Here is a 12,498-nt window from a genome sequence, read left to right as displayed (position 1 = left end):
CATGCCAGTAAATACAATTATGGGGTTATTTGCAAAGTCCCCAATTAAACCTTTGCAGCGTCACGTAGTATGCGTGAACGAATGTTGTTCTCACCTAGTTAATTTCTTTGAAGTTTCTTCAAAAGGTGACTGGGAGAAAGCATCAGAAATTCGAGCTCAGATTTCTCACCTTGAGAAAGAAGCTGACGTACTAAAACGTGAAATTCGCCTTAAACTTCCTCGTGGTTTGTTTATGCCAGTTGATCGCACCGATATGTTGGAGCTATTAACTCAACAAGACAAACTCGCAAACCTAGCGAAAGACATTGCTGGCCGTGTATATGGTCGTCAACTTGTCATTCCTGCTCCAATGCAAGAAAACTTCATCGCTTACGTTAAACGTTGTCTAGATGCAGCGAACCAAGCACAAAACGTAATCAATGAATTAGACGAATTACTTGAGACTGGCTTTAAGGGCCGAGAAGTAACACTCGTTGCTGAAATGATTCATCAGTTAGATGTAATTGAAGATGACACGGACGCGATGCAGATCGAATTACGCCAACAATTAATGGCGATTGAAGACGATATGAATCCAGTTGACATCATGTTCTTATACAAAATTCTTGAATGGGTTGGTGGTATTGCAGATCAAGCACAGCGTGTAGGCGCTCGTCTTGAAGTAATGCTTTCTCGATCTTAAATCATACGCTAACTATATAACGAAGAGCATTTTTTAACCAAACCACTTATGCGCTGAGTATTCCTCTCGCTGAGCGGTTTTTTGCGTCTAAATTTGTTCCGCTTGTTATCAAACAACTAGGTATTACGATGGATATCCTTGCTAACTACGGCACTGTCCTGATTATTGTTGCAGCAGCTTTCGGTTTCTTGATGGCTATTGGTATTGGTGCAAATGACGTTGCGAATGCAATGGGCACTTCAGTAGGCTCTAAAGCTCTAACCGTTAAACAAGCGATCATTATCGCAATGATCTTTGAATTCGCAGGTGCTTATCTTGCGGGCGGCGAAGTAACAGACACGATCCGTAAAGGTGTTATCGAAACGTCTCTATTCGCTCATCAACCTGACGTACTTGTGTACGGCATGATGTCGGCGCTACTAGCTGCTGGTACATGGTTGCTTCTAGCATCATACATGGGCTGGCCAGTATCAACGACTCACTCAATCATCGGTGCAATCATCGGTTTCGCTTGTGTGTCTGTAGGTACAGAAGCCGTAGACTGGAACAGCGTTCAAGGTATTGTGGGAAGTTGGATTGTCACACCGTTGATTTCCGGCATCTTCGCTTATCTCATTTTTGTCAGTGCCCAACGACTGATATTCGATACAGAAAATCCGTTGTTTAACGCTAAGCGTTTTGTACCTGTGTACATGTTCATTACGACAATGGTCATTGCACTTGTAACAATCAAGAAAGGTCTTAAGCACGTTGGTCTTCACCTAAGCGGTACTGAAGCCTGGTTATGGGCAGCTGGTGTTTCTGCTCTAGTCATGATTGGCGGTTACTTATACATTCAAAAGAAATTTGCTAACCGTGAAGAAGACCATGGCTTTGCTGGCGTTGAAGGTATCTTCAGCGTACTTATGGTTATCACAGCTTGTGCAATGGCATTCGCACACGGTTCAAACGACGTAGCTAACGCGATTGGTCCACTGTCTGCTGTTGTTTCAACGGTTGAGCACATGGGTGAAATATCAGGTAAGAGCACTATCGCATGGTGGATTCTTCCATTAGGTGGTATTGGTATCGTTGTTGGTCTTGCTACCATGGGTCATAAAGTAATGGCGACTGTGGGTACTGGTATTACAGAACTAACACCTAGCCGTGGCTTTGCCGCTCAACTAGCAACGGCATGTACGGTTGTACTTGCTTCTGGTACTGGCCTTCCGATTTCAACCACGCAAACATTGGTTGGTGCGGTTTTAGGTGTAGGTTTTGCTCGTGGTATCGCAGCACTCAACCTAGGCGTTGTGCGTAACATCGTTGCTTCGTGGATTGTAACGCTACCTGCAGGTGCTCTACTTGCTGTTGTGTTCTTCTACGCAATTCAGGCTATGTTTACTATGTAACAGCCCTGACGTTAGTAAATATTAGCGTCAGAAAACGGTGAGCTTCGGTAATGATATGTAAATACCATGTCATTATTGACTCAAACGCACAGAAAGGGAGGCTTTGCCTCCCTTCTTTGTTGCACCGCATAAAGAAACTAAATATTATTTGCTCATTGAGGCTGACTCATACGCCTACCCAATTTGAATCGTTAAGGGATTTACTGTGAAAAAACTGATTAGCTTAGTTTTGCTCGCAATGCTTGCGGCTCCAGCTGCCTTTGCACAAGACCGTTATATTGCTGACAAACTATTTACTTATATGCATTCTGGCCCAAACAACACATTCCGTATCATCGGTAGTGTTGATGCTGGTGAAAAGATTACTTACCTACAAACTAACAAGAGCACGGGTTACACCCAGGTTCAAGACAACCGCGGTCGTAAAGGCTGGGTAGAAAGTAAGTTTGTAAGCACTCAAGAAAGCATGGCTCTGCGTATGCCTAAGCTAGAGAAAGAGCTGACTGACGTTAAAGGCAAGCTAGCGAATGCTCGTCAAAGTGCTGACAGCGAAAAAGCTGGCCTAGCGAGCTCTTTAGACTCTCGTAACAAGCAAATTTCTGAACTTGAGCAAAACTACAGCGAGATTAGCCAACAACTTACGAGCTCTCAAACAGAGAACCGTGAGCTACGCGCTAAGCTAGACACTCAAAAAGATGATCTGCTACTGAAATACTTTATGTATGGTGGTGGTGTTGCTGGTATTGGTCTACTTCTTGGCCTTGTCCTGCCACACATTATACCTCGTCGCAGAAAGTCACCAAACGGCTGGTCGTAAGCTGATCACTTTACCTGTTTGGCTTATCTTCCGCTAAACAGAGTAAATTCAGTATCGAATATCAAAAAGGAGCACCTCGGTGCTCCTTTTTATTTGTCTGTTCTCTAAGTCTTTGGGACTATCTATCTTTTAGCCTTTCCACTCGTACAGAGCGGGGATTTCTATTTTCTGTTGATTAAACTCGATAATCACTGATTGCGGCTTAATTTCGAGTAACTGAATGTCTCTTCCAATCCAATCCCCTTGCGCCACTTCTTGACCATTCACTTTGACCCAGCGCTTGGTTTCGCTACTCGAATACATGTGAGTTTGCAGGTCTAGCTTAGGTAATACCCCAGATAAACTATTGCTGTGAGACTCTAACTCTATGACCTGAGACCCTACCTGTCCTGCTGGGCGCGAGTCCATTGGCTCAGGTGCGCTTTGTTGCTCACCCATCATTGATTCAAGCTTTAAGGCCAAATCGGGGGGTAACTCACTGAGATCTAGCCCTTGCAGTAAATCACTGTCCGATTGCAGAGCCGTATTCTCATTGCTTACACCTGGCTGAACCTCTTGCTGAGCTAGTGATAACTCTGACTCTTCTGATGTTCGCGCACTACTCTCTGAACTAGCCACAGGCACAATAGCTCCACCAGCGACATTCGTACTTTCAGAGCCAATCTGCGCATACACCTCTTGGCGTGGCAGTGCTTTCAAAGGTTGGCTTACTGGTGCTGGGCGAACGGCGAATAATACTTCATCTTCTGCATCCACTGACACAGCATCCACATTGGCTATATCAGCACCAGCAATTTGAGACTCAAGGTCTGATTGAGGTTTTGATTCAGGCAGAATCACCAACGCAGCTTGGCTAGCCGAGTTTTGTTGTTGGTTATACGATTGATAAGCCAGAACACCACCCACCAACAAAGAAGGCACCAAGATAAGGAGTAGCCCCATCGCTAACGATGAGCCTCGTTTATTGCTAATCCCTTTAACAGAACTTGGCACATGATGGTTTTGGTAGCCTTTGAAGCTGGGGCTATTAAAAGATGATTGTTTAAGAGACGCTTGGTTAAGAGGCGGCTGCTTAGCAGACGACTGATTAAGCTCATGCATAATGCGTGACATTAACTTGCGCCTCCATCAAGTGACATCAACTTAGGCGAGTCGAGTTGAGCCAATCTTTGTAATCTTGCCAGCGTGCGCTTTCCAGCGATGCCATCGACAGACATCCCTTGCCACATTTGAAACGCTTCAATTTTCATTTTTAACTCATAGTCAAATACATCACTGCCCGATACGTCTTCACCCAAAACTTCAGACAATAGCAGATCAAGCAGTGCAATCGCCTCACCTTGATAGCCCTCTTTGAGCGTATCTCTGAGTGGCTGTTTCCAAATCGCGACATAATCACCTTGCCAGATTTTCTTTAAGGTACGCTTAGGCATCACCAAGAGCTTTTCGTTAACGAGGAGCTCGACAGACTCCTCAGACGCACCATAAAGCACAGCAAACACTGGCTCTTGATCGATATCCAGATTAAGGACCACGGGTACGCCAAGCTCTAACAATGTATCCAAATTTGACTGTTGTTGCTCGCACACAAAGACACTTTGCGGCTCACTTAAGCACAAGCCATCACGCAGTGAAGACTGATACCCCCAGAGCGTATACAAGTCCTTGATAGCGAGAGAACGATTGGTTCCCTGTATCAAGTGCTGTTGAATATCTTGTGGCAAAGCAAACTTTGAAGGTTTTGGCTCAGCAACCAACTGAGGTTCATTCGCCACCAAAGAGCGCTGAGCCTGTGCAGACACTTCTGTTTTCATTTCACTTGAAGTCTCAGCCGACTGCCATGAATTGATATAGCTTGGAGCAAAATTAAAGGTCGCCATTGCGAGGCCGACACTTAATGTAGCAATCCCTGCGTATTGGAATAACTTAGGTACGACGAGAGAAGATCGAGGCTTTTCGACATGATACACATCGGCCTGAAACGACATAACTTGCTGACACGCTCGGTTAACCGTTTCATTGTTCGGTAATGGCTCACCATCATGAAAAGCCAATTGCAGGGCTTTGTCACACACCAAGTTAATGAGCCTTGGAATACCATGAGTATATTGGGCGATCAGCTTGATTGAACGATTCGAAAACAGCATCTGCTCGCCACCCGCCGTTTCCAAACGAAACGCGATGTACTTGCCAGTTTCTTCAGTATTAAGAGGCAGTAGGTGATAGCGACCTGTAATACGCTGTGCTAGCTGACGTAATTGAGTGGTTTGTAAGTGCTGTTGTAATTCCGGTTGGCCGACCAACAGTACTTTTAACAGCTTGCGACTGTCGGTTTCTAAGTTGGTCAGAAGGCGTAGCTGCTCCAGCACATCAGCTGCAAGATGTTGGGCTTCATCGATCACCAATAGGGTTTGAATGCCTTCAGCATGACTATCGAGCAGGAAGTAATGAATGGCCTGACTCAGCTGTTTCAACGATGCTTGTTCAGGGTACTCGACCTCAAACTCATCACAGATAGCTTCCAGTAAATCCGTATTCGAAAACGTAGGGTTGAGTATAAGGCCAGCTTGAGTCTGATTATCGAGTGATGACAACATCGCTTTGGCGACCGTTGTTTTTCCTGTACCTACCTCACCAGTAAGCATCGCAAAGCCCCCACCCTCGCCTAAACCGGCTTGTAGGTTCTGCATCGCTTCTTGATGGCGCTGACTCAAAAACAAATAGCGAGAATTTGGTACAATCGAAAATGGCATCTCAACGAAGCCAAAATATTCCTTATACATGTGCTGCCCTATAATTACGATTAATGGAAAGTACCATTGCTTGCAGTAAAGTCCAGCAGTGATAAAACATTTCGAGGTGATAAGTTGCAAATATACGATAGCCTACCAAAAGACAATGGGCTACAGCGCTATCTAGTCGGTGGAGCGGTGCGCGATAAGCTGCTCAATATTGATAGCTATGATAGAGATTGGGTCGTGGTAGGGAGTACCCCTCAAGAGATGGAAAACCTTGGCTTTACTGCAGTGGGCAAAGACTTCCCCGTATTCTTACACCCAAAGACAAAAGAAGAGCACGCACTGGCTCGCACTGAGAGAAAATCCGGTTCCGGTTACACAGGCTTCGAGTGTTACTTCGCTCCAGACGTGAGTTTGGAAGAAGACCTGATGCGCCGAGATCTCACCATCAACGCCATTGCTCAAGATGATAAAGGCCAACTTTACGATCCTTACCACGGCCAGAAAGATCTCTCAGATCGTGTTTTAAGACACGTTTCAGACGCTTTTGTTGAAGATCCTCTGCGTGTGCTGCGTGTGGCTCGCTTCGCCGCCAAACTTCACCATCTCAACTTTACGGTTGCACCAGAAACCATGGATATGATGAGTGAGATCGTCCAATCTGGTGAGCTGGCACATCTTACCGCAGAACGAGTTTGGCAAGAGTGGCATAAGTCTCTTAGTACGCCGCACCCTGAAGTGTTCCTCTCTGTATTGAAAGAGTGTGGTGCATTGGCAGTCGTATTACCTGAGATTGACGCGCTGTTTGGTGTACCTCAACCTGAAAAGTGGCACCCTGAGATCGACACGGGTATTCACACTCTGATGGTTGCTCAGCAAGCTGCGCGATTAAGCTCATCGTTACCCGTGCGTTTTGCCGCTCAAGTACATGATTTAGGTAAAGGCGTCACGCCAGAAAGCGAATGGCCAAGCCACAAAATGCATTGCCATACAGGCTTAAAAATCATTAAGAAGCTGTGTGAAAGAGTCAGAGTGCCCAATGAATTCAGAGACCTCGCGTTATTAGTGTGCGAGCAGCATTCTAATATCCATCGTGCAGGCGAGTTAAAGCCAACCACCTTTCTCAAGGTTCTCAACAAGTTTGATGTTTGGCGTAAGCCAGATAGGCTCGACGATATACTGCTTTGCTGCCAAGCCGATCACGCAGGCCGAAAAGGATTAGAAGATCAGCCGTATCCTCAAAAAGCGCGTTTTGAAGTTGCGTACCAAGCGGCACTTCAAGTCGAAGTAAAAGCGATTATTGCCGATGGTTTTAAAGGCAAAGACATTCGAGAAGAACAAGAGAAACGCAGAGCTATCGCGATTGAGAGCGCCCTATTAGAGCTCGCTGATAGTTAATCGCCATAGCGCTGATTACCATGCATTAAAAAACCCGCGACTAGGCGGGTTTTTCCGTTTCAATCTGTAGGACGAAACATTTGTCTACGTAAGTCGAGTGCTACTGCATCATCAAGAAAGCAAATAGACCAAAACCTAGAATCAGGCGGTAGATAACAAACGGTGTCATGCCCATACGTGAGATCAGCTTCAAGAAGAAGTGAATACAGATATAAGCACTGATGAAAGAAACCACGATACCCGTTAGCAAGGTGCCAACATGGATAGGGTCACCACTGGTCACTAACTTCAGACCTAAGTAACCACCCGCCAGAGTGATGATTGGGATAGACATTAGGAAAGAGAATCGAGCCGCGGCTTCACGTGTGAAACCAAGGTAAAGTGCTGCGGTAATCGTTGCGCCAGAGCGAGACGTACCTGGGATGATCGCCATTGCTTGAGCAAGACCAATAAACAGCGCCTTTTTCCAACCCGCTTGGTATTCGTCATCACGCAGGCTTGAGTTTTTATCCACCCACCATAGCAATAAACCAAAAATAATCGTTGTCGTCGCAATCACCCACGCACTGCGCAAATAAAGCTCAACAATATCTTTCATCAACAAACCAAAGATACACGCTGGAATCGTCGCGAGAATGATCATCCACGCGAGCTTTGCTTCTTTACTGCGATCACCTTTAAACACGGAGCCAAAGAATGCGCTCAAAAGAGAGACCACTTCTTTGCGGAAATAGATAACGACTGCGGCCAAAGTACCGACGTGGACCGCAACATCAAAAGCCAAGCCTTGATCTTCCCAACCTAAAACAGCCGAAGGAAGGATTAAGTGTGCAGAACTGGAAATAGGTAAAAACTCAGTAAAGCCTTGCACCAACGCCAACATAAACGCTTCAAAATAACTCATTACTTACCTTAAAATTTATAGTGTTATATCTACGACAGAGAGCGAATCTAATTGCTGCATCTTCTGCCATATTTCACTGACGGTTCTTCCATCTTGCGGGATCACTCTCGCAGGACACAGATCATAAAGTGGTTGTGTTACAAAAGGATATTTATAGATATCACTGCGTGGTAATTCTGGTTCGCTTTCAGAAACCACGTCTCCAAACAGCACAATATCAAGATCGAGCTTTCGATCTTGAAGTTTATGAGCATCTTGAGAGCGACCCCATTTAAACTCAATTTTACGAAGTTGCTGTGAAAATTCAGTCAATGAGAGTGATGTGTCGAGCTCTATCACAAAGTTATAAAACGAATGGCTTTCAAACCCTACAGGCTCACAATGATAGATCTTAGAGCATTTAAGGTTAGTCCCTAACGATTGAAGCTCTGTCCATGCCACCTTTGCATGCTTGTCGCGGTCTATGTTCGTGCCAACACCAACATAGGTTATTGTCATGCTTGACCTCGTTCGATGATCACACCGACGGCTTTTGCTTGTGGCACTGCGCCAGGCTTCGCTAAACGGATTTTAATCCAAGGCACTGAAAACTGAGTCATGATTAGTTCAGCGACTTCTTCTGCCACACGCTCAACCAATAGGAATCGGCCATTCGCAATGTGGTCAAGTACGGCTGTGCTGACTGTCGAGTAATCCAAAGCATCAACAACATCATCACTCTTACCTGCAGGGCGGTTGTCATGAGCCATTTCAATATCAAGCACAAGTTTTTGTTTGATCTCTTGTTCCCAATCGTAAACACCGATCGTTGTAATTACTTCTAGCTGTTCAATGAAAACTTTATCCAGTGCCATGACTTGTCCTTTTAGAGGTCGGATACCCATATGGGGGAAAAAAACGTATTATTCGTGTAATTCCAGATATGATATCAATTACTCTTGGATTGAGCATTATTTTCCCATCGTTAGACTTATAACCGTTTAAGGAAAAACATGACCCCTTTGGCACTTATCATGATCATTGCGGCCTATTTGCTAGGTTCAATTTCGAGTGCGGTCTTGATATGCCGAGTCTTAAGACTTCCTGATCCAAGAACGGTAGGCTCCAACAATCCAGGGGCCACCAATGTACTGCGTGTGGGCGGCAAAGGCGCCGCTGCAGCCGTGCTACTTTGTGACATGCTTAAAGGCACCATTCCAGTCTGGCTTGGCTACTACCTCAACATCGACTCGATCATTTTAGGCGTCGTGGCGATTGCTGCATGCCTTGGTCATATGTACCCAATATTCTTCCACTTTAAAGGTGGTAAAGGCGTCGCAACGGCACTCGGAGCCATCGCCCCAATTGGGTTCGATCTAACGGGCATGATCATGGCGACTTGGTTGGTTGTGGCATTTTTGTTTCGTTATTCTTCTTTAGCGGCACTGGTTACTGTGTTGCTAGCACCTTTCTACGCTTGGTTAGTCAAACCTCAATACACACTGCCTGTGGCCATGTTGTGTTGTTTGATCGTCCTACGTCACCATCAGAATATTCGTCGCCTACTCGATGGCAGTGAACCAAAACTCGGGCAAAAAAAATCGGCTTAAACTGTCATGTCTAAGCCGAACCATTTTTAAACCGAGATAAATTTAAACGACACAAGTCTCAGTCGATCAATACTATTCAGTCTTTAAGAGCTTACAGCAGATGTTTATCTAAAAACGTCTTCAGCATTGTGTTCACAAACTCTGGTTGCTCAAGCGAGCTAATATGACCAGCACCAGGAATCACCACTAACTCACTGCCCCTAATGCAATCGTGCATTAAGTATGACTCAAGTGCCGGACGCGGCTTATCTTCTTGTCCAACGGCAATCAACACTGGCAGTGCAAAGTTCTCTACCGCTTCTATCATATCGCGACGCCCAAACACCATTCGACCAATTCGTGCGACTTCTTCTGCTTTCTCACCCTCAAGTGATGATAGCTGCTGAGTAAAACCTTCCACTAAAGCTGGTGAGTTAGTTTGAGCATCATTAGCAAAGAACAGTGGAACAACCGCTTCTACAATCGGCTGAGGAACCATTTTGGTTTGAGTAATGGTGTCTAACATGCTGAAGTATTTAGCATGAGCAACTTCTGGCTCTAAACCAACAAAGGTATCCATAAGTACCAGAGACTTGATTCGTGCAGGAGCTAACTCCGCCAACTCTGTTCCCCACATACCGCCAACCGATAAGCCAACCACAGAGAATTCTTCGATCTCTAAATGATCAAGCAGAGCCAAAACGTGCTGAGCGTAATCTTTCAAGTTACGCATCGAAGCTGGTGCAGCTTGTGATTCACCATGAGACCAAAGCTCTGGAACAATACAGCGATACTGAGTTTTTAATGCATCGATCTGCGGCTTCCACATTGCACTATCCCAAAGGTAGCTGTGGCCTAACACAACAACAGGGCCTTGACCTTCATCTAGGTACGCCATCGACTGGTTGTCTACTGTAAACTTGTTCATTTTCTTCCCTAATCTCTGTTTGCAATTATTTATCGACACATAGTCGGTAAGCTAGGATATAAAAACGGCCGCACAAGGCGACCGTTTATCGAAACACTATAGTCAATTACGCAATGGGCTCTAGCTGGTCAATAGGCCAACGCGGTGTAGCATGAACAGACAAATCAGCCGTTTCACCATTTTTAAGGCGTTGCATACCCGCGTAAGCAATCATCGCACCGTTATCAGTACAGAATTCAGTTCGTGGGTAGTAAACCTCACCACCGATTTTCTTCGCCAGCGCTTCAAGCTCAATACGTAGTTGTTTGTTGGCACTAACACCGCCAGCAATCACGATACGTTTCATGCCTGTCTCTACCAAGGCTCGCTTACACTTGATTACCAAGGTCGCACAAACGGCTTCTTGGAACGCGTAAGCAATATCAGCACGAGTTTGGTCATCATTGTCATTAGCGCGAATGGTATTTGCCGCGAACGTTTTCAAACCAGAAAAGCTCATATCTAGCCCTGGGCGATCGGTCATTGGACGTGGGAACTTAAAGCGCCCCGGAGTCCCTTTTTCTGCAAGTCGAGATAACAGCGGGCCACCCGGGTAATCTAAGCCCATCAGCTTCGCGGTTTTATCAAACGCTTCACCCGCCGCATCATCAATCGATTCACCAAGGATTCGGTATTCACCAATGCCTTTTACTTCGACCATCATGGTATGACCGCCAGAAACCAGCAGAGCAACAAATGGGAATGGTGGAGGATTGTCTTCTAGCATTGGCGCAAGAAGGTGACCTTCCATATGGTGTACTGGCACAGCAGGCACGCCCCACGCATAAGCAATACTGCGACCAATTGTTGCACCCACAAGCAATGCACCAACTAAACCGGGACCAGCTGTGTAAGCCACGCCATCAATGTCTTTCGACGTTAGGTTCGCTTCTGCCAATGCCGCTTTAATCAGTGGAATAGTTTTTTTTACGTGGTCACGCGACGCTAGCTCAGGTACCACACCACCGTAATCGGCGTGCAGTTTTACTTGGCTGTATAACTGATGAGAAAGCAGCCCTTGCTCATCATCATAAATTGCGATTCCTGTTTCATCACAAGAGGTTTCAATACCAATAATGCGCATAATTTTCTCGGCACGCTTTCGTCTAAAATGGGAAATTAACGCAATATTACCCTGCCTAAGCTCTTCAAACAAATATTGTACAGACTATAATCGACAAAGTGCTTTACAAAGCCACTGTGATCGGATTAAAATTCCGCACCATTTTTGATCAAGCTGGTTAATGGCCAAACGCGAATAGAGAGTTAGCTCGATGGGTAACTTCTCTGATTTGGTACTGAGTAACCAGCGATAATGAATAACCCCTGAGGTGAAAGGCATATGCCAATAGTTAAAGTACGTGAAAACGAACCGTTCGACGTTGCACTACGTCGTTTCAAGCGCTCTTGTGAAAAAGCAGGTATCCTTTCTGAAGTGCGTCGTCGTGAGCATTACGAAAAGCCAACTACAGTTCGCAAACGCGCTAAAGCAGCAGCTCAAAAGCGTCACGCTAAAAAGCTAGCTCGCGAAAACGCACGTCGCGTTCGTCTGTACTAATAACTTAATCCATAAGGACTGAGTTATGGCTCTTATTGAACAACTCAAAGAAGAGCAAAAATTAGCGATGAAAGCCAAGGACAAACCGCGCCTTGGCACTATCCGCTTAGCTCTTTCAGCAATTAAGCAACGTGAAGTTGACGAACGGATCACTCTGAACGACGACGACATTATTGCGATATTAGTTAAAATGGTTAAGCAACGTCGCGATTCTGTTGCTCAATATGAATCGGCAAATCGTCAAGATCTTGCTGACGTGGAAAAAGCAGAAATTACGGTACTTGAAGGCTTTATGCCTCAACCGCTAACTGAAGAAGAAGTTATTGCACTACTTGATAGCGCAATTGCAGAAGCTCAACCTGCGGGCATGCAAGACATGGGTAAAGTAATGGCTATCTTGAAACCACAAATTCAAGGGCGTGCAGATATGGGTAAAGTTAGTGGTTTAGTTCGTTCTAAACTCGCTTAATCCCAA

At 45.4% G+C, this 12,498-nt stretch carries 14 protein-coding genes; 7 read left to right on the top strand and 7 right to left on the bottom strand.

All coding sequences use genetic code 11. The annotated features are described in order from the left end of the window. The first annotated feature begins 1 nt into the window (after nt 1). From L3V36_RS11035 to L3V36_RS11025, 3 genes are all read left to right on the top strand, one after another. Nucleotides 2–682 carry a TIGR00153 family protein gene (locus L3V36_RS11035; protein ID WP_004735960.1) on the top strand — a complete coding sequence of 227 codons (681 nt, stop codon included), beginning with the start codon at nt 2–4 and terminating at the stop codon, nt 680–682. A gap of 128 nt (nt 683–810) precedes the next feature. Continuing rightward, nucleotides 811–2,073, top strand: a complete 1,263-nt coding sequence (locus L3V36_RS11030; protein WP_017084749.1) for an inorganic phosphate transporter — start codon at nt 811–813, stop codon at nt 2,071–2,073. A gap of 205 nt (nt 2,074–2,278) precedes the next feature. Then, nucleotides 2,279–2,890: a TIGR04211 family SH3 domain-containing protein gene (locus tag L3V36_RS11025; protein WP_004735962.1), complete on the top strand. Its 612-nt coding sequence runs from the start codon at nt 2,279–2,281 to the stop codon at nt 2,888–2,890. 129 nt (nt 2,891–3,019) lie between these two features. Here the strand turns inward: L3V36_RS11025 and L3V36_RS11020 are convergent, their stop codons facing one another. Both L3V36_RS11020 and L3V36_RS11015 read right to left on the bottom strand, forming a co-directional pair. Further along, complete coding sequence (locus tag L3V36_RS11020) at nt 3,020–4,003, bottom strand: general secretion pathway protein GspB (RefSeq protein WP_102447104.1); 984 nt, start codon at nt 4,001–4,003, stop codon at nt 3,020–3,022. Then, complete coding sequence (locus L3V36_RS11015) at nt 4,003–5,673, bottom strand: ExeA family protein (RefSeq protein ID WP_208774788.1); 1,671 nt, start codon at nt 5,671–5,673, stop codon at nt 4,003–4,005. Before L3V36_RS11015 ends, L3V36_RS11020 begins: the two co-directional genes overlap by 1 nt. Nucleotides 5,674–5,709: 36 nt before the next feature. Here L3V36_RS11015 and L3V36_RS11010 point away from each other — a divergent pair, with 36 nt between their 5' ends. Further along, complete coding sequence (locus L3V36_RS11010) at nt 5,710–7,026, top strand: multifunctional CCA addition/repair protein (RefSeq protein WP_208774786.1); 1,317 nt, start codon at nt 5,710–5,712, stop codon at nt 7,024–7,026. A gap of 100 nt (nt 7,027–7,126) precedes the next feature. On the opposite strand, the gene L3V36_RS11005 is transcribed toward L3V36_RS11010, so the two are convergent. Genes L3V36_RS11005 through folB form a run of 3 tightly spaced genes read right to left on the bottom strand, consistent with a single transcriptional unit; the run spans nt 7,127 to nt 8,784 of the window. Continuing rightward, nucleotides 7,127–7,930 carry an undecaprenyl-diphosphate phosphatase gene (locus L3V36_RS11005; protein ID WP_004735967.1) on the bottom strand — a complete coding sequence of 268 codons (804 nt, stop codon included), beginning with the start codon at nt 7,928–7,930 and terminating at the stop codon, nt 7,127–7,129. 15 nt (nt 7,931–7,945) lie between these two features. After that, entirely contained in the window at nt 7,946–8,428 is a 483-nt protein-coding gene (folK, locus tag L3V36_RS11000) for a 2-amino-4-hydroxy-6-hydroxymethyldihydropteridine diphosphokinase (protein ID WP_102447102.1), read from the bottom strand. After that, nucleotides 8,425–8,784: a dihydroneopterin aldolase gene (gene folB, locus L3V36_RS10995; RefSeq protein ID WP_004735969.1), complete on the bottom strand. Its 360-nt coding sequence runs from the start codon at nt 8,782–8,784 to the stop codon at nt 8,425–8,427. Before folB ends, folK begins: the two co-directional genes overlap by 4 nt. Before the next feature lie 138 nt (nt 8,785–8,922). On the opposite strand from folB, the gene plsY reads away from it, so the two are divergent. Then, nucleotides 8,923–9,519 carry a glycerol-3-phosphate 1-O-acyltransferase PlsY gene (gene plsY / locus L3V36_RS10990; RefSeq protein WP_004735970.1) on the top strand — a complete coding sequence of 199 codons (597 nt, stop codon included), beginning with the start codon at nt 8,923–8,925 and terminating at the stop codon, nt 9,517–9,519. Nucleotides 9,520–9,610: 91 nt separating this feature from the next. Here the strand turns inward: plsY and L3V36_RS10985 are convergent, their stop codons facing one another. Continuing rightward, entirely contained in the window at nt 9,611–10,426 is an 816-nt protein-coding gene (locus L3V36_RS10985; protein WP_208774784.1) for an alpha/beta hydrolase, read from the bottom strand. Between the two features lie 106 nt (nt 10,427–10,532). Further along, a complete protein-coding gene (tsaD, locus tag L3V36_RS10980) occupies nt 10,533–11,549 on the bottom strand; it encodes a tRNA (adenosine(37)-N6)-threonylcarbamoyltransferase complex transferase subunit TsaD (RefSeq protein WP_004735972.1) in 1,017 nt (338 codons plus the stop codon). A 258-nt stretch (nt 11,550–11,807) separates the two neighbouring features. On the opposite strand from tsaD, the gene rpsU reads away from it, so the two are divergent. Further along, on the top strand, nt 11,808–12,023 hold the full coding sequence (gene rpsU / locus L3V36_RS10975) for a 30S ribosomal protein S21 (RefSeq protein ID WP_004396009.1): 216 nt from the start codon (nt 11,808–11,810) through the stop codon (nt 12,021–12,023). Between the two features lie 25 nt (nt 12,024–12,048). Then, complete coding sequence (locus L3V36_RS10970; protein ID WP_009847797.1) at nt 12,049–12,492, top strand: GatB/YqeY domain-containing protein; 444 nt, start codon at nt 12,049–12,051, stop codon at nt 12,490–12,492. The last annotated feature ends 6 nt before the right edge of the window (nt 12,493–12,498 follow it).

The sequence above is a fragment of the Vibrio sp. G-C-1 genome (assembly GCF_021728015.1).
Taxonomy (GTDB): Bacteria; Pseudomonadota; Gammaproteobacteria; order Enterobacterales; family Vibrionaceae; genus Vibrio; species Vibrio splendidus.
Note: the sequence above shows the minus strand (reverse complement) of the source record. Positions and strands in the feature narration are given on the sequence as shown.